17 protein-coding genes and 3 tRNA genes are annotated in these 15725 nt (G+C 73.3%); 11 read left to right on the plus strand and 9 right to left on the minus strand.

Annotated elements, in window-relative coordinates:
• Positions 1–99: 99 nt before the first annotated feature.
• Together AB0C78_RS49340 and AB0C78_RS49345 are read right to left on the minus strand one after the other, a co-directional pair.
• Positions 100–459 carry an antibiotic biosynthesis monooxygenase gene (locus AB0C78_RS49340; RefSeq protein ID WP_360762329.1) on the minus strand — a complete coding sequence of 120 codons (360 nt, stop codon included), beginning with the start codon at positions 457–459 and terminating at the stop codon, positions 100–102.
• A gap of 36 nt (positions 460–495) precedes the next feature.
• Positions 496–1908, minus strand: coding sequence for a cyclic nucleotide-binding domain-containing protein (locus AB0C78_RS49345; RefSeq protein WP_360762332.1), 1413 nt, complete (start codon positions 1906–1908; stop codon positions 496–498).
• Between the two features lie 346 nt (positions 1909–2254).
• On the opposite strand from AB0C78_RS49345, the gene AB0C78_RS49350 reads away from it, so the two are divergent.
• Positions 2255–2530: a hypothetical protein gene (locus AB0C78_RS49350; RefSeq protein WP_360762334.1), complete on the plus strand. Its 276-nt coding sequence runs from the start codon at positions 2255–2257 to the stop codon at positions 2528–2530.
• Positions 2531–2550: 20 nt separating this feature from the next.
• On the opposite strand, the gene AB0C78_RS49355 is transcribed toward AB0C78_RS49350, so the two are convergent.
• The 3 genes from AB0C78_RS49355 to AB0C78_RS49365 form a co-directional block, all read right to left on the minus strand.
• A complete protein-coding gene (locus AB0C78_RS49355; RefSeq protein WP_360762337.1) occupies positions 2551–3363 on the minus strand; it encodes a GntR family transcriptional regulator in 813 nt (270 codons plus the stop codon).
• A 31-nt stretch (positions 3364–3394) separates the two neighbouring features.
• Positions 3395–4033, minus strand: a complete 639-nt coding sequence (locus tag AB0C78_RS49360) for a GNAT family N-acetyltransferase (RefSeq protein ID WP_360762339.1) — start codon at positions 4031–4033, stop codon at positions 3395–3397.
• Between the two features lie 129 nt (positions 4034–4162).
• Entirely contained in the window at positions 4163–5047 is an 885-nt protein-coding gene (locus AB0C78_RS49365) for a GntR family transcriptional regulator (RefSeq protein WP_360762342.1), read from the minus strand.
• A 226-nt stretch (positions 5048–5273) separates the two neighbouring features.
• On the opposite strand from AB0C78_RS49365, the gene AB0C78_RS49370 reads away from it, so the two are divergent.
• From AB0C78_RS49370 to AB0C78_RS49415, 10 genes are all read left to right on the plus strand, one after another.
• The gene (locus tag AB0C78_RS49370) at positions 5274–5486 is read left to right on the plus strand and encodes a hypothetical protein (protein ID WP_360762344.1); all 213 of its coding nucleotides are present in this window, start codon (positions 5274–5276) and stop codon (positions 5484–5486) included.
• Positions 5487–5532: 46 nt separating this feature from the next.
• A complete protein-coding gene (locus AB0C78_RS49375; RefSeq protein WP_360762347.1) occupies positions 5533–5997 on the plus strand; it encodes a hypothetical protein in 465 nt (154 codons plus the stop codon).
• A gap of 248 nt (positions 5998–6245) precedes the next feature.
• Complete coding sequence (locus AB0C78_RS49380; protein WP_360762349.1) at positions 6246–6650, plus strand: hypothetical protein; 405 nt, start codon at positions 6246–6248, stop codon at positions 6648–6650.
• Positions 6651–6887: 237 nt separating this feature from the next.
• The gene (locus tag AB0C78_RS49385; RefSeq protein WP_360762352.1) at positions 6888–7259 is read left to right on the plus strand and encodes a hypothetical protein; all 372 of its coding nucleotides are present in this window, start codon (positions 6888–6890) and stop codon (positions 7257–7259) included.
• A gap of 84 nt (positions 7260–7343) precedes the next feature.
• Positions 7344–8249, plus strand: a complete 906-nt coding sequence (locus AB0C78_RS49390) for a cellulose binding domain-containing protein (protein ID WP_360762355.1) — start codon at positions 7344–7346, stop codon at positions 8247–8249.
• A 22-nt stretch (positions 8250–8271) separates the two neighbouring features.
• Complete coding sequence (locus AB0C78_RS49395) at positions 8272–9036, plus strand: fumarylacetoacetate hydrolase family protein (RefSeq protein ID WP_360762358.1); 765 nt, start codon at positions 8272–8274, stop codon at positions 9034–9036.
• Positions 9037–9089: 53 nt separating this feature from the next.
• A complete protein-coding gene (locus AB0C78_RS49400) occupies positions 9090–9722 on the plus strand; it encodes a DUF2461 domain-containing protein (protein ID WP_360762361.1) in 633 nt (210 codons plus the stop codon).
• A 103-nt stretch (positions 9723–9825) separates the two neighbouring features.
• Positions 9826–9897 (plus strand) — tRNA-Gln (locus tag AB0C78_RS49405).
• Between the two features lie 22 nt (positions 9898–9919).
• Positions 9920–9992, plus strand: a tRNA-Glu gene (locus AB0C78_RS49410).
• Positions 9993–10211: 219 nt separating this feature from the next.
• Positions 10212–10284: transfer RNA gene (locus tag AB0C78_RS49415), tRNA-Glu, on the plus strand.
• 76 nt (positions 10285–10360) lie between these two features.
• On the opposite strand, the gene AB0C78_RS49420 is transcribed toward AB0C78_RS49415, so the two are convergent.
• The 4 genes from AB0C78_RS49420 to AB0C78_RS49435 form a co-directional block, all read right to left on the minus strand.
• The gene (locus tag AB0C78_RS49420; RefSeq protein WP_360762364.1) at positions 10361–12898 is read right to left on the minus strand and encodes a hypothetical protein; all 2538 of its coding nucleotides are present in this window, start codon (positions 12896–12898) and stop codon (positions 10361–10363) included.
• A gap of 104 nt (positions 12899–13002) precedes the next feature.
• Complete coding sequence (locus AB0C78_RS49425) at positions 13003–13647, minus strand: hypothetical protein (RefSeq protein WP_360762366.1); 645 nt, start codon at positions 13645–13647, stop codon at positions 13003–13005.
• Positions 13644–15170 carry a PrsW family glutamic-type intramembrane protease gene (locus tag AB0C78_RS49430; protein ID WP_360762369.1) on the minus strand — a complete coding sequence of 509 codons (1527 nt, stop codon included), beginning with the start codon at positions 15168–15170 and terminating at the stop codon, positions 13644–13646. The genes AB0C78_RS49425 and AB0C78_RS49430 overlap by 4 nt, the downstream gene beginning before the upstream one ends.
• A complete protein-coding gene (locus AB0C78_RS49435) occupies positions 15167–15499 on the minus strand; it encodes a hypothetical protein (RefSeq protein ID WP_360762372.1) in 333 nt (110 codons plus the stop codon). The genes AB0C78_RS49430 and AB0C78_RS49435 overlap by 4 nt, the downstream gene beginning before the upstream one ends.
• Between the last annotated feature and the right edge of the window lie 226 nt (positions 15500–15725).

A 15725-nucleotide genomic window follows, 5' to 3' on the forward strand; every position in this document is an offset into this window, starting at 1 on the left:
GTCATCGCCCTGCTCCCCGGGGTGGTGACCGGCGACGTCGAGGCGGCGCGGGAGGCGGCCGCCCAGCAGTTCGCGCCGCGCCCGCCGCGGGGCCACCGGTCAGCCCTGCTTGGGGCCGGCGCTCTCGACGACCTCGAAGCCCCACAGCTCCGCGCCGGACGCGGCGGGCCCGCCGTGCCCGTGGCCGTGCCCGTGCCCGTGCCCGGCGGGGCGGTCCGCGGCGGCCTGCGCGTGCCCGTGCTGGAACGCCTGGCTCTGCGTCCAGCGCTGGAAGTCCTCCTCGCTGCGCCACCGGGTGTAGACCAGGTACCGGTCCTGGCCCTCCACCGGGCGCAGCAGCTCGAAGGCCTCGAAGCCCTCCGCGGACTCCACCAGCCCCGCCCGCCCGGCGAAGCGCTTCTCGATCTCCTCGCGCATCTCCGGGTTCACGGTGAGGACATTGATCTTCACGACGGACACGCCCGACCCCCTTCACGTCTGGTCGTGCCCACCGTCTCACATCGCCTCCAGCCGGGACGCGCCCCCCTCCAGGGTCAGCCAGGCCGGCAGCGACGTCTCCTTCACCCGGACGCGGACCCGCGCGTAGCGGGCCGGGTCGACGAAGCCCGGGGCGGGCGCGATCACATTGTCGAACACGAACTCGGACACGACGAACGCCAGGTCGGCGCCCGTCTCGGCGACGCGCCGCTTCACCGCCGGCGCGTCCACCAGCCGCCGGGTGGTGATGATCGGCAGGCCGGACACGCCCCGCGCGTCGCGCTGGACCGGCCCGACGTGCATCGCGGCCCGCAGCTGGATCCGGACGGGCTCGGCGGCGCGCCGGTTGTACCGGCGCAGCGCGGCCGCCAGGTGCGCGAGCATCGGGTCGACGACCTGCCCGGTCGGCGTGCCGGACGGGACGACGACGAGGGCGCCGTCGCCGCGGTCCTCGGTGTGGAGGGCGGCGAAGTCGAGGCGGGACGCGGCGAACGCCTCCTCCAGCATCCCGTACATGGCCGCGACGACGTGCCGCCGGTCCGCGTCGGTGCGCCGCCGGGAGCTGAATCCCTGGATGTCGGTGGTCAGGATCGTGCAGCTGCCGTTCGGCCCGTCCGGCAGCGCCGTCCCCGGCCCGCCGGCGCCCGCGGGGAGGGCAGCCTCGTCGCGCCGCTCGGTCTGCCGCCGGTACACCTGGTTCACCAGGATCGCCTGGACGCGCGGGTGGGCCGCCAGGTAGGCGGCGAACGCGTGCGCCGGGACGCGCAGCGCGTTCAGGTCGCCCTCGGCGGTCACGGTGGCGGACCGGTCCCGCGCCACCATCGCGGCCCGCTCGCCGACGAGCTCGCCGCCGCCCCGGAACGCGACGGTCCGCTGCACGCCGCCCTCCTCGACCCACACGCGCGCCAGGCCGTCGAGGATGACGATGACCTCCTGGGCGAGCACGCCTTCCCGGCACAGCACGTCGCCCCGGCGGTAGACGTGGCCGTGGGCGCGGTCGAGGAGCGCCTGCCGCTCGCTCTGCGTGAGCATCGTCCAGAACGCGGTGCCGCCCTCCTGCGCGTCCGGGACCGCCTCGACGGCCTCGACGGCGCGGGCGGCCGGGAGCGGCGGCGGAGCGGGACCCTCCTGCGCGTGCGGCGGGACCGGCGGCAGCGGCCCCGGGCCGGGCGGCAGCGGCCCCGGGCCCGGGGGCATCGCGGCCCTCAGGTACTGGACGAGCGCGTGGACCGCGGGCGCGGCCGTGAGCGACACGAGGGCCAGCCCGCCGGCGATCACGGCGCCGGGCGTCCCGGCCAGCAGCTCGCCCCCGAAGGCGGCGGCGAGCGTCACCGACGCCGCCCCCAGCCCGCTCTGCGTTCCCGGCGTCCTGTTCCGCGGCTCCCGGCGCCACGGCCGTCCGATCCGTCCCCTGTGCTCTGTGCTGCCCACGGTGCTCTCCTCTCCGCCCGTCCGGCGGAGGCGCGCTGCGCCTGCTCCGGCCGGGCGTCACGTCCGAGCCCCACTTGCCCCCACATAGACGGTACCGCGTGATACATATAAAAGCCATATGAAGGATGACGAACGCACGGTAATGAGCCAGTTGCCAGATGGCGATGGTCATGCGAAGCTGAGGACTGCGAGGTTTTCCCGGATTGCGCCCGGGGAAGCATGCATCTGCACCCTGTACCTCGGGGCAGGGAAGGGCGCCGGAGGGCCGCACACGATGCGGCCGGCCGTCTCCCCGGCCCCGCACGCCGTCCGCACGCGGGCCGGCCGGAAATGGAGATGACCGCGCATGCCGAACTCCCGAGCAGCCTCCGGCACCTCCGGCGACGGCACGGCCCCCCGCGCCGATACCGTCCCGCAGGGCGAGCGCGTCACGCTCAACCTGACCGGCAAGGCGGTCCAGGCGCTCCAGCGCCTCCAGGACATGACCGGCTACAACAAGACCGACTGCATCAACCGCGCGCTCATCATCGCCGCCGACGTCGAACGCATGTCCCGCGAACCCGGGGCGGTCTACTGGCGCGAGACCCCCGACAGCGATCTCATGCTCGTCCGCTTCGTCTGACGGCCCTGCGGGGCCGCCGGTCAGGACGCGGGGTTCCGGGCGCCGTCCGGTACGTCGCCGGCGAAGAAGCGGATCCTGTTGGCGCCCGGCTTGTAGACGGTGACGGTGAGCCGGAACGGCTCGCCGTCCTGGTCGAAGGCCGTCCGGCTGTGCTCGATGACGGCGAGGCTGTCCCTCGGCAGGCCGAAGAACTCCATCTCCTCGGCGGTGGGCGGGCGCGCGTCGAACCCGTCCTCGTAACCGACCTGGACGTGACCGTGCTTGCGCAGGTAGGCCACCGAGCCCTCCGCTATCTCGTTCTCCGCGAGCAGGGCCTGCGCGGTGAGCGCCAGTTCCAGGGCGAAGTAGGAGTGCTGCAGCGAGTTCGGCTTGCCGTCGATGAAGCGCTGCTGCGTCCGGCGGACGATCTGGGGCCGCGGCTCCCCGCGGAGGCGGAGGGCGCTCTTCTGGACGTCCGTGGCCTGCGCGATGCTCACCCGCGGGAGCGAGGAGGTGGCCCTGAGGCCCTGGCGTTCCGCTTCGTCCACGAACGCCCGGCCCTCGCCGCCCCCGGGACGTCCCGGGAGGTCCTCGTCGAGATCCACGTCGTTCAGCGTGATCACGAAGGGGGTGCTCTCCTTCGACACGAAGCTGCCCCGGTGGGGGAGCGTCTCCACGCGGCCGCTCCTGCGCAGCTCCTTCATCGCCTGCTTGGCGGTGTTCGGCGAGACGTTCCACTCGCCGGCCAGCTCGTGCTCGGTCGGCAGCTGATCGCCCGGCAGCAGCTCGCCGGACTCGATCCGCTTCTGGAGCGCTCGCGCGATCTCGATGTACCTGGGAGTGGCGGGGGACATGTCCGCTCCTCGGGGCTGCGGGCGCGTCAGGTCACCGGGACGGCCCGGTGCGCTTCGGCGACGTCCAGACTTCGATGATGCGGTGCACCGGCGGGCCCGGGGCGTCGATCGGCCGTTCGAAGAGGGCCCCGGACGGCGTCGCGTCCTCGGTCGCGCGGGTCGCGACGTAGGCGAAGCCCTGGCGGCGGTAGTAGGCGTGCAGCTCGGTGTTGTCCGTCCAGACGTCGATCCTCAGCACGGAGGCGCCCTGCTGCAGGTCCCTGCCCTTGGCCGCCGCCCAGCTGATCAGCTCCGCGCCGAGGCCGGTCCCGGCGTAGTCGCGGTCGATCACCAGCTGGTGCAGGTAGACCGCCTCGACGGCGCGCTCCTCCTCGGTCCACAGCTCCGGATGGCCGAACGGCTGGAGCGTGACGGTGGCGATCGGCCGGAAGCCGTCGAACATCAGCCAGGTGAGGCCGTTCACCACGCGTTCGTAGACCCGCTTGTAGCGGCTCTCGGGGTCGGGCCAGGGCCGGTTCCACTGCGTCGTGGACTTCTCGGTCCGCAGCCAGGCGGCCCTTCCGTCGATGAGGCGGAGGACGACCGGGACCTCGTCCGGGCGGGCCTGGCGGATGTGGTAGTCGGGTTGGGGGACCTGGCTGCGCCGGCAGGTCCTGCTGTCTGTGTCCACGGGCTCCTGACTCCGAGAGAAAGAACCGAGCCCCCGCCGCCGGGCCCGACGCCGGGAGCCGTGGCTTCCGCGGGGACCGGAACGGGGGCGGTTGACGATGTGCGAACGCCGCGGCCGGGCGGCGGGGGACTACCCGCCGCGGGCTCCGCCGCCCGGCGCCTTCCCCTTGGGGGGCTCCGCGGGCGTCTGGCCCGGTGCCCGCATGACCTGCTCGGGGACCTTCCCGTCGTTGTAGTGCAGCCGGGTGCGGTCGGCCGGCCAGACCGTCACGGTGAGGCGGAACGCGTCGCCCTCGGCGGAGTAGGCGGTGCGGTTGGTCTCGAAGACGACGTCCGCCGCCGAGTCGCCCAGGCTGAAGAAGCGCTTCTCGTTGCCGTCCGGCACCCGTGCCCGGATCTCGTCGTGGAAGCCGACCTCCTCGTAGCCGAGGGTCTCGCCGAGGTAGCCGACCGCGCCCTGCGGGATGTCGGTCGGCTCGAGCAGCCGCGGCGCGCCGCCGGTGGCGAACCGCAGCGGGTAGAACGACGTCTGCAGCGCCCACGGCCGCTCGTCGACGAAGATCTCCTGGTGCCGGGAGACGAAGGTCTCGCCGGGCTCGGCCTGCAGGTACCAGGCGATCAGCTGCGTGCCCTGCTGGATCTCCACCTTCACCGGCGAGACCGTCACCCTCTGGCCGGCCGGGATGAACGCGTCGCGGTTGTACCACTCGCCCTCGCCGCTGCCGGGCGCGAGGCCCAGCGGGACGGCGGACAGGGTGACGTGGACGGTGCTCGGCCGGTAGACGACGAAGGTGCCCTTGCCCTGCTCGGAGACGACGCGTCCCTGGTTCGCCAGCCAGGCCAGCGCGTCGCGGATGGTGTTGCGCGACGCGTCGTAGTGCTGTTCGAGGTCCTTCTCCGCCGGGAGCCGGCGCCGCGCGGCGGTGCCGGACGCTTCGGCGAGGTCCCCGCTCTCGATCCGCCGGAGCAGATCGTCGGCGATTTCCCGCCAGCGCAGCGGTGTCGCGCGAGGCATGGTGGCGATCCCCTTCCCGAACCGGACGTCAAGAACTGAACAAGTACTTCCCGCTCAACATGTTTGCAACCTCCTAAGAGGGTAACACTCATACTGAGCGACTTGTTGGTACAAGTGAACTAGTAGTTAAAGCTCGACAACAGTAGCAGTGCGATGGGTGGCACGTAAGGGATATGCAGAACTAGCGGACGGGTCGGCCACGCCGGACCTGTCAGAAGGAGCCGACATGACGGTGTCAGTGTCCGTCTACCTGTGGATCCTCGGTCCGCTGACGGTGTTCGGGGCCCTCGGGCTCTCGATCGTCCTGGCCGGCCGGAGGTTCAACTCCACGGTCTTCCGCGTGCCGGGGCCGCGGACGTCGAACCGCCAGGGAGTGTTCGTGAACGTGGTCGGCCCGGCGTCGCGGGCCGGCCGGCAGGGGAGCCCAAGCCGTACGTGATCTCCGTCGCCGCGTGGGCGGGACGCCGAGCCGAGGAGAGGTCGAGGTGGAAGAGAGCCGGACACAGGCGCCGCCCGCCGGTGCGGAGCGGCGAGCGTGGTGGAGGCCGTGGCGCGGCCAGCAGCCGACCGCGGGGGCGTACCCGCGGCTGGTGCTCACGCCGGTGCCGCCGGACGGCGCCGCCGCCCGGCCCGGCGCCGCCCGCATCCGGGGCGCCGCGAGCGGCGGCCCCGCGCCATGGAACGCGGCCGCAACCGTTTGGGCGCCGGGCGTGCCGGGGATGCCCGGCGCGGCGTGGGCCGTCGCGGCCGGGGTCGCGGTCCTGCTGATCACCGAGGAGCTGGGCCGGCGGGCGAACGCGCCGCACGGGGTCACCGCGATGTGCTCGGCCGCCGCGTTCGCGGTCGCCGCGGCTCCCGGCCTGGCCGCCGCGGCCTGCCCGCGCGGCCGTCCTTCCGGGGCCGCCGCGCCCGAGGCCCGCGAGCGCGAGGCCGCCGTGCGGGCCGGCTGACCGGGCCCGCGGGCCCGCCGGCCGAGCCCGCGCCGGCGCCCGCCGGCCGAGCCCGCGCCGGCGACCGCTGCGATGCGGGGTCGCGGCCCGCCGGTGACCGTGTCCGCAGTGACGGGGGAGACGGAAGGGAGGTATTGGGGCCAACGGGTTAGTTCATGCTGTCCTCACGAGCAGAAAGTTTCCCTGAAACAGGACATAAGCGACTGATTCCCTCATACTGCAATCAAGCGGAAGAGAGGGATGTGCTAGTGACCGGCCACGTTCGCCCCCAGGCCCACCCGGACCCCCACGTCGACGCCACCCGCGGATACATCACCATGGTCAGCGACGCGCTCCAGGCCTCGGGAACGCCCCTGGCGGACGTGTGGCTCGACCCCTCCGACCCCCGTGACGCCACCTTCCTGCTCGGCACGCGCGCCGTCGTCTGGACCGAGACCGACGGCTTCGTCGCCGGCGAGTTCGTCTCCGGCGCCCCGGGCGTCCGGACCGTCCTGCGCGACCCCGTCGCCCTCGGCGGCGGCGCGCTGCCCGACCCGCTCGCCCTCCCGGCCCTGCTCGCCCGGGCGGGCACGGGCGCGCTCGTCCGGCCGCGCTCGTACGAGGACGGGCACGACGGCTTCGACGACGCGCTCGCCCGGTACGACCTGCGCTGACCGGGGACGACCTGAGCCGACCGTGCGACCTGGGCCGACCGGGACCATCCGAGCCGGGCGGCCTCGTCCGAACGGACGAGGGGCCTTGCGGCGCTGACCGGGCGTTTCGCCGATATTTCCACCAAACCGGCTAAACCGGTGGCGGATTTCGGGCGGCGGCGCCACCATGGGTCGCGCACGGCACGTGTGAGGTTCCCGCGCGCCGTGGTCCAGCAGCCGAACCACCGGAGTGATCGCATGCCTGTCCGACCCTGGAGTCCCGAGGACCTCGGGCGTCCCACGGACGGATCCTGGGCCGACGTCGCCTTCGGGCTGGGCGAGATCTACGAGTGCGAGGGCGACCTCGGGCAGGCCGCCGGCTGGTACCGGCGGGCCGCCGAGTCCGGGCACGACGCGGCGGCGCTGCGGCTCGGCGCGGTGCTCGGCCGGATGGCCGACGACGGCGCCGACGGGTCCGCCGAGGACCTGCTCGCCGAGGCCACCCGCTGGCTCAGCGGCGCGCAGGACATCGCCACCCCGGGCGCGATCGAGCTGATCACCGACATGCTCAACCGGCACCAGCGGCGGGCCGCGCGCCGCGGCCTGGAGCCCGCCGGCCAGCAGTGCTGACCGTACATTTCCGGCGTTCCCGACGAACTTGATCGCCGCGCCCGCCGTCGGACTCCATGTGACCGTCCACAGGGAGGGCGAGGAGTGAGCGGCGACGAGCCCGGCTACGTGCCTCCGGACCACACGTCCACCGTCGAGTTCGCCCGTCCCGCGCCACCGCCCGCCGCCGCGGAAGCGGAGAGCGAGCCGGTCGAGGTCACCGCGGCCGATCCGCCGCGGGACGCCCCCGGCGAGCCCGAGCCCGAGGCCGCAATCGTGGACCCGGACGCGACGGCACCCGATCCGCCGGACGAGGCGCCGGGGCCTGACCCGGGCGACCGGCGGATCGCGGGACCGCCCCCGCCCGCCGCAGACCAGCACGCACGAGCCGAGGCCCCGCCCGCGATGGTGCCCCCGGCCCTCGCCGGATCCGCGCCGAAGCCACCACGTGGGAAGGGCCCGGTGTGGCCGCAGCGCTTCGCGGTCCTCCTCGCGCTCGCCGCGGCCGTGCTGGTGATGGCCGTTGCGCTGGCAGCGGTATCGCTGCTCAGCGGAGACGGATCGGACGGCGGCGACGACCCCGACCTCCGCGCGCCCGCCACCCGGACGCCGGGCAGCCGGGCCCCGAGCAAGACCCCCACCGCCGGCCCGACGACGTCGCAGCCCGGAGCGCGACCGGCCCCGCGCGTCGGGACCGTCGTGACCGGCAACGGCATCACCTACCAGGTCGTCCAGCGGGACGACGGCTACTTCGAAGGCCGGTTCGTCATCACCAACCGCACCGGACGGCCCATGGCCGCCTGGCGGCTGAGCTTCGACGCGCCCGGCGCCGACGTCCGCACCGTCTGGGACGCGCGGCTCGTCCACGCCGGCGCCCACCCGGTGATCATGAACGCCGACGGCGCCGACCCGATCCCGCCCGGCGGCACCATGGACGTCCAGTTCGGCGCGTCCGGCACCCCGGCCATGCCGGGAGCGTGCCTGGTCAACGGCGCCGCATGCGGGTTCTGAGCCGCGTACTAGGCTCTCGGCCATGCGTATCGCCAGGTTCTCCACCGACGAGGGCATGTCCTTCGGCGTGGTGGAGGAGAACACCATCGCCGCCGTCGCGGCCCACCCGTTCGGCGACCTGACCTTCACCGGGCAGCGCTTCCCGCTCGCCGACGTCCGGCTGCTGGCCCCGATCCTGCCCAGCAAGGTCATCGCGATCGGCAAGAACTACGCCGACCACGCCCGCGAGATGGGCGGCGAGCCGCCCGCCGAACCGGTGATCTTCGCCAAGCCGTCCACCGCGGTGATCGGGCCCGGCGAGGCGATCGCCTACCCGGAGCGGCTCTCCGAGCGCGTCGACCACGAGGGCGAGCTCGCCGTGGTGATCGGCCGGATGTGCCGCGAGGTCCCCGCCGCCCGCGCCGCCGACGTCATCCTCGGCTACACCTGCGCGAACGACGTCACGGCCCGCGACCTGCAGAAGAAGGACGGGCAGTGGACGCGGGCGAAGGGCTTCGACACCTTCTGCCCGCTCGGTCCCTGGATCGAGACCGAGGCCGACCCGTCCGACCTCGCGATCTCCACCACGGTGAACGGCGAGGTCCGCCAGGAGTCCCGCACGTCGCTGCTGCTGCACGACGTCCCGAGCCTGGTCGAGTACGTCAGCCAGGTCATGACACTGCTGCCCGGCGACGTCATCCTCACCGGCACCCCGGCCGGCGTCGGCCCCCTGCAGGTCGGCGACGAGGTCACGGTCACCGTCGAGAACGTCGGCGCCCTCACCAACCGCGTCGTCGCCCGCGACTGACCCTCCTGTCGTACGGCGTCCCTAAGCTGGGGACGCCGTACGAAGGGGAGGTCATGACGTTCACCGGCTTCACCAGCGAGGCGTTCGAGTTCTACGAGGGCCTCCTCACCGACAACAGCAAGTCCTATTGGACGGCGAACCGGCAGGTCTACGACGAGCACGTCCGCGGCCCGCTGGCCGACCTGTGCGCCGAGCTGGAAGAGGAGTTCGGCGCGGTCAAGCTGTTCCGCCCCTACCGCGACGTCCGCTTCAGCAAGGACAAGACGCCCTACAAGACCCACCAGGGCGGCCACAGCGGCGGCTACTACGTGCAGATCGACGCCGACGGCCTGATGGTCGCGGGCGGCATGTACGCGCCGACGCCCGAGCAGCTCCGCCGCTACCGGGCCGCCGTCGGCGCCGACGCGTCCGGCAAGGAGCTCCAGTCCATCGTGGACGGCCTGCGCGCCGCCGGCCTCGAGATCGCCGGGGACCGGCTGAAGACCCGCCCGCGCGGCACCCCGGAGGACCACCCCCGCCTCGACCTGCTGCGCCACCGCTCCCTCTACGCCCACGAGGGCTGGCCCGCCGACCCCTGGATGGCGACGCCCGAGGTCGTCACCCGGGTCCGCGACGCCTGGCGGCGCCTGCGGCCGCTCGTCGAGTGGGGCGACGAGCACGTCGGCCCGCCCGACTTCTCCCGCTGATCCCGCCCGCCGCGGCAATCGTTTTGGCCGCTGACCCGCCGTCCTGTATTCTCTTCGAGGCGCGAGCGACCAGCCGGAAACGGCCGGGAAGCCCGTACCGCACTGGGGTATGGTGTAATCGGCAGCACGAGTGATTCTGGTTCACTTAGTCTAGGTTCGAGTCCTGGTACCCCAGCTCCGTCCACCTTCGTGGACAGGCCCCCGTCGTCTAGTGGCCTAGGACGCCGCCCTCTCAAGGCGGTAACGGCGGTTCGAATCCGCTCGGGGGTACGTTCGCTCAGAGCGGTGCGCTCGTCGGTCTCCGGCCGACCTCGCCACCGCTCTTTGTGTTTTTCCAGCAAGGCGGCCCCCTGGAATCCCCGGTGCGCGGCTCCGCCGTGCGAGCCGCCGGGCGCACCGGTTCCGGAGTGAAATTCGGTTCGAGGTGGGGTCCCGGGTCCGGTAAGCTGGGCGAGGCCCGAGCGGGAGACCGCGGAGGCTCACAGTCCGGCCCCCGTCGTCTAGTGGCCTAGGACGCCGCCCTCTCAAGGCGGTAACGGCGGTTCGAATCCGCTCGGGGGTACATCAGGGAAAGACGACCGCGGATCCGTTCGGGCCCGCGGTTTTCTGCTTTTCCAAGGCCCGTCACCGGCCACCCGTCATGACGCCCGGCGCCTGCGGCCGGAACCGGTGCGGAGCCCGAAGACCACCACCACGAGCGCGACCACGATGATCGCCGCGACGCCGGTACGCCCGTTCGCGAACGCCCGCACGGTGCCGGACGTCCGGGACCACAGCCCGTTGCCCGGCGACGCGTCGGTCCCGCCGAGCCAGATCGAACCGTCCGCGGCGGACGCGGGACGGGACGCCGACGCCCGCACCGTCCGCGGCAGCCCCGGATGCTCGCGGTCCATCCGCGCGGCGTCGACCGGCGTCATCGGGATCTTGCTGAAGTCGACGCCGCCGGTCACGACCCGCGTCCGCATCCGCACGCCGCCCCGCTCCACGGTCCGGGTGAAGGTGAAGTCGCCGTTCTGGATGGAACGGACGTAGGAGTCGTAGACCTGCCGGGGCCGCCACCCGTCCGTGAGCTGCGCCGAGCCGAGGTCGCCCGAGCCGATGAGGCCGTCGAACGACGTGCGGTGGCCGTCCCCGTGCCGCTTGCGGATCCACTGCGCGACGACGCGCGCCAGGAACGCGCGGCGGATCGGCGCGTACGCCGGATCGGCGTTGACCGCCTTGGCGACCTCCGGCACGATCAGCGTCTGCTCCAGCCGCTCGCTGCGCGCCTGCGTCGCCGGGTCGGTCGTGCAGGACAGCTTGCCGGTGTTGCCGATCTCGGTCGCCTGGGCCTTCACCGCGAGGTCCGCCTTCAGGATGTACAGGGACGAGCCGTCCTCGCGCACCTCGACGTCGCCGGGCACGATCCACAGCCGGGTCTCGGCGCAGGGCTTGTCCGAGGCGGCCTCCATCGCGTCCCAGTACTTCGCGCCGACCCCGGTGTTCGGGTCCAGCAGCTTCCCGGCGGTGCGCTTCATCTGGTAGTCGGCGTCGAGCAGGGCACGGCCGGCGTTCGTCCGCCCGAGGGCCGGGTCGATGATCCGGTCGGGTTCGGCGGGGTTGAGGTTGACCCAGAACTTGCTCGGGTCCAGCACCAGCCACGTCCGCAGGTCGGCGTTGCCGGCCGCGACCGCGTCGAAGCCCGACCCGACGTTCTGGACGACCCCGGGGGCGCCCGGGAGGCCGGAGAAGGCGTACTTCACGTGGCCGCCGTCGTCGGACATGTAGCGCATCTGCAACGTGGAGAAGTCGACGCCGCCGAGGTCACTGGACATGAGCCCCTTGATGAGCCCGCTCTCCTCCTCGCCGTCGCACGGGTCCTTCAGCGGGAACGCCGCCGGCGCCGCCGCCCGCAGTCCGGGGACCGGCAGGATCATCCCCGTCACGGCGCACGCCTGCTTCTTCTTTTTCTGGTCGTCCTTCTTGGCCGCGTCGACGCGTTTCTGGACCTGCGCCGGGCCTTCGCCGTACTTGTTGAGGGCCTTCCGCGACGCGTTCACCTTGTCGGCGACCTTCGGCTGCTCCTTGTAGCGGTAGTTGAAGTCCTCCTCCTTGAGGATGTCCATCGCCTGCTTGCGCGCCGCGGTGAGCAGCTGCACCTTGGCCGCCGGCTTGGTTCCCGCGACGCCGGTCTGGTAGGTCGCCTGGAGGCCCTCGGCGATGGTGGTGAGACGGCCCGCCCACTCCAGCGCGGCGGCCTCGTCGTTCCGCGCCAGCGCCTCGTCGGTGCGGTGCAGGACGCCGAGCAGGTAGTCCGTGCCGATGGCGAGACCGCCCATGGTCTGGGTCGGGACGATGTAGTCGGCGTCCTTGGCGACGGCGCTGCACTTCGAGTCCGACTTGTTGCCGCAGGGCTGGTTCGTGACCAGGTCGCCGGCGGAGAGCGCGGTCTCGGTGATCTTCACCTGGTCCAGCCGGCGGGCCCGCTGCAGCTCCGTCCGGTACGCGGCGCCCTCACCGAGCTTCCTGAGCCGGTTGTCGAGCTTCCGCAGCGACGCCTTGATCTGCGCCGGCGTCTTCCCGGCCTTCAGTGCCGCCTCGACGTACTTCGCCTTCACCTGGGCCTTGAGCGCCATGATCTCGGCGTGCAGCGCGAGGAGGCCCTGGTTCTTGCCCGGCGCCTGCGACCAGTTCCGTCCGACGGTCTGGAGGACGGTGCCGTTCGGGACGATCTTCTTCGCCGCGAGCAGCTCCGCGTAGAGGTCCGGGTCGTTCTTCTTGATCGTCTGCGCCGTCACCACCTGGACCTCGGTGGCGGCCTCCTCGTTCTCCCCCCAGTTGTCCCGCAGGATCTGGTCGACCTGTCCGGCGTCCGCCGGGGAAACGTCGGGCAGCGCCAGCCAGGTGGCGGCGTAGGTGGTGTTGAACTCCGCCAGGTAACCGTCCTTGACGATCTTGTCGAGGATGACGCGGCCGCGGGCCGTCCAGAGCAGCGAGACGTTGCCGAGGTCGGGCCCTCCGCCGGACGCTGCCGGGGCCGGGGCCGTCCAGGCGGCGGGTGCGCGTGCGGCCGAGAGGGCCGTCCGGGCCGCCGACGCGCCCGGGCTCGCGGCGGCGACGGCGACCAGGGCCGCCAGCAGGAGCGCGGCGAGCCGGCGGCCCGGACGTGCCGGACGTCCGGCGGGGCGGGTGCGCATCGTCGCCTCCTTGGCGGTCGTCCTGCTCCTGGCGGAAGGTCAGGCCGGAGGTGGTGATCGGCGTCGTGGACGCACGCGCCGCCCGTGCGTCCGCGGGGGAGGGTTCAGGGCGTCGGGCGGGGGCCTTCGCCGCCGGGGCGCGGGGGAGGAGGCGGCGGCTGCGGACCCGGGCCCTGCGGTGGCCCGGGGCTCCATGGGCCCGGCGCGGCGCCCGGCGGCGGCGCCTGCGGGGGCACGGCCCAGGGTCCGGGCGGCGCCGGCGGAGGTACCGGTCCGGGACCTCCAGCGGCAGGAGGCTGCTGGTAGCCGGGGTGCGGCGGATACGGCGGCGCGGGACGTCCCTGCACGGGACCCGGCGGCTGGTACGGGGGCGCGCCGGGCGGGGGACCCGACGTCCGCACCGGGAAGGAGAGGCCCGTCGCCCGCAGGTAGGCGATCAGGGCCGGGGCGGGGCCGGGACCGGCGGGGGAGGCGCCGACCGCCGCGGCGCCGCGCTTGAACGCCATCGCGCCGGCGGCGGCGAGAGCGCCCAGGGCCAGGACGGCGACGATGGTGACGCCGCCGAGGGACGTCGACGTCGAGCACGCGCGGGTGTGCCCGAAGTGCTTGAGATCGACGGTCGGCTTGTACTCGTAGCTGACGTCGCAGGCGGAGGCGCTCTGCGGAGCCAGCGGCAGGACGAGCGCGGCGCAGAGGAGCGTCCCGAGCACGAGGCCGATCGCGCGCGCCGCGCCGGTGCGGCGGGTCATGACGCCGCCTCCCCGGGACGCGGCGCCGGTGGCGCGGGAGCCGGTGGCATGGGCGGCGGTACGGGTCCGGCCTTCAGCCGCATCACCTTGGCGCGCAACGCGTTTCCCTCCTCGCCGGTCGGGTCGGGGTGCCGCCAGCGCCAGGCGGCCAGATCGAGCTGGGCCGTCTGCAGGCGCCGCAGGGTGCGCATCCCGCTCCATCCGTGGAGGCGCCAGGTGCCGACGAGCGTCCAGAAGCGGAGGGCCGGATCGACGAGGAACGGCGCCTCCTGCGGGGTGATGGCCGGGCTTGTGGTCGTCTCGGCCGACACGGCGGCACGGGCCGCGGCTGCCCGGACGCGCGTCCCGTGGACCAGCAGCAGCACGGCCACGAGGAAGAACGGCGCCTGGGGGAGCAGCCAGAAGAACGGGGAGATGATCAGGGTGTCGAGCGGCCCGCCGACGCTGACGTGGTCGTGGGCCAGGTGTGACAGCCACGCCGCCAGGGTCTCGGTGGCGACGGCGCCGGAGAACGCGGCGACGAGGGCGGCCAGACCGATGCGCAGGCGCCGCCCGCGGTCGCGCGCCTGCGCGGCGAGGCCGATCCCGGCGCCGAGCACCGCGCCGAAGGCGACCTGCCCGCCGAGGAGGCCGATCGACTGGCGGATCCAGTACTCGAAACCTCCCGTCGCGCCGTTGAACGCGCTGAACAGCCCGTACAGGCGGATGAACAGGACGCTCTCCACCAGGTTGTAGCCGAGGCCGATGGCGGCGCCGAGCACCAGGCCGGTGACGGCGTCGGTGACGCGGTGCCGGAACAGCGCCAGCAGGAGGACGACCCCGGCCGCGACGAGCAGCGCGTTCACGAGGGCGAGATGCACGAGCATGCCGTCGATCACGCGGTACTGGGTGTGGATCTGGCCGGCGAGGTCGCTCTTGTGGCCCTTGAGGACGAAGCCGTTGATCGTGCCGAACGCGAGGTTGCTGTAGGCGCGGCCGAGCCCGAACACGATCAGCGCGCCCCAGCCGAACGCGACCAGCAGCATCGCGAGCGGGATCCGGGCGAGCCGCTGGGCGTGGTGCAGCAGCCACAGGACGAACGCGGTGCCGGGGACGCAGGCGAGCGCCTGGCCAGGGTAGGAGCCGACCACCACGAGCGGGATCAGCCCGAACGGCAGTAGCAGGACCCCTATGACCGCCCAGGTCAGCGCCCGGGCGCGGCGCTCGTCCGGGCGCGTGACCAGCACGAACGCCTGGAGCGCGGCGCCGGCGGCGATGCCGGCGAGCAGCGTCCAGAACACGGCCTGGGGCGTCGCGAGGAGCCGTCCGATCGACCCCTCGGAGCCGGCCGCCTTCTGGAAGATCGACAGCGTCGGCTCGTCCGGCAGCACGTGCGGCCGCAGCAGGTTGAGCAGCAGCTCGACCAGGTACAGCGCGATGGCGAGCCGGGCGACGAGCAGGGCCCGCGCGCGGGCGGCGGCGTCGTCGCGGACGGTGTCGCGGAGGGCGGACCGGACGCCTTCCGCCGCGGCGGGGGCCGTCACGGCGCGCCTCCCGGAATTTGTGGAATGCTGGGCAGGTTCGTCGGGAAGGACGGCATTTCCGTCGGGAAATTCGTCGGCAGCCGAGTCGGGATATCGGTCGGCATTCCGGTCGATCCCGGCGGGACGTTCGGGAGCGTCGTCGGCAGGTTCGGGATCGCCGGCCGGGTGGGGGTCGGCATCGACGGGTTCCGCGGGTCGTTGGCGCCGGACAGCTCGACGGCCAGGGCCGCCGCGAGCAGCACCACGCCGATCACCGCGCCCGCCGTCAGGAGCAGCAGCTGGGGGCGCGGTGCGCCGCCGGCCGCGTCGGCTACGCGATTGTCATTCATGATCCCTGTTCCATCCGTGCGATGTGATCAAGGCTCGTCATGCGTCGCGCGGCGGAACGCGGTTCGGCGTCGCGTTCCGCGGTGGAAAACATCGAAATGCGGGGCGGGGGACTGACGATCGGAATGGTAGGCGCGGCGGGTATACGACGGGAATACGCCCACCGACGTGTCACCGCGAAGTGAGGCCCCGGCCGCCGCGGCGGCCGGGGCCCGGGATCCCCGGCAG

The organism is Actinomadura sp. NPDC048394 (assembly GCF_040651755.1).
In the GTDB taxonomy this organism is placed as follows: Bacteria; Actinomycetota; Actinomycetes; order Streptosporangiales; family Streptosporangiaceae; genus Spirillospora; species Spirillospora montaniterrae.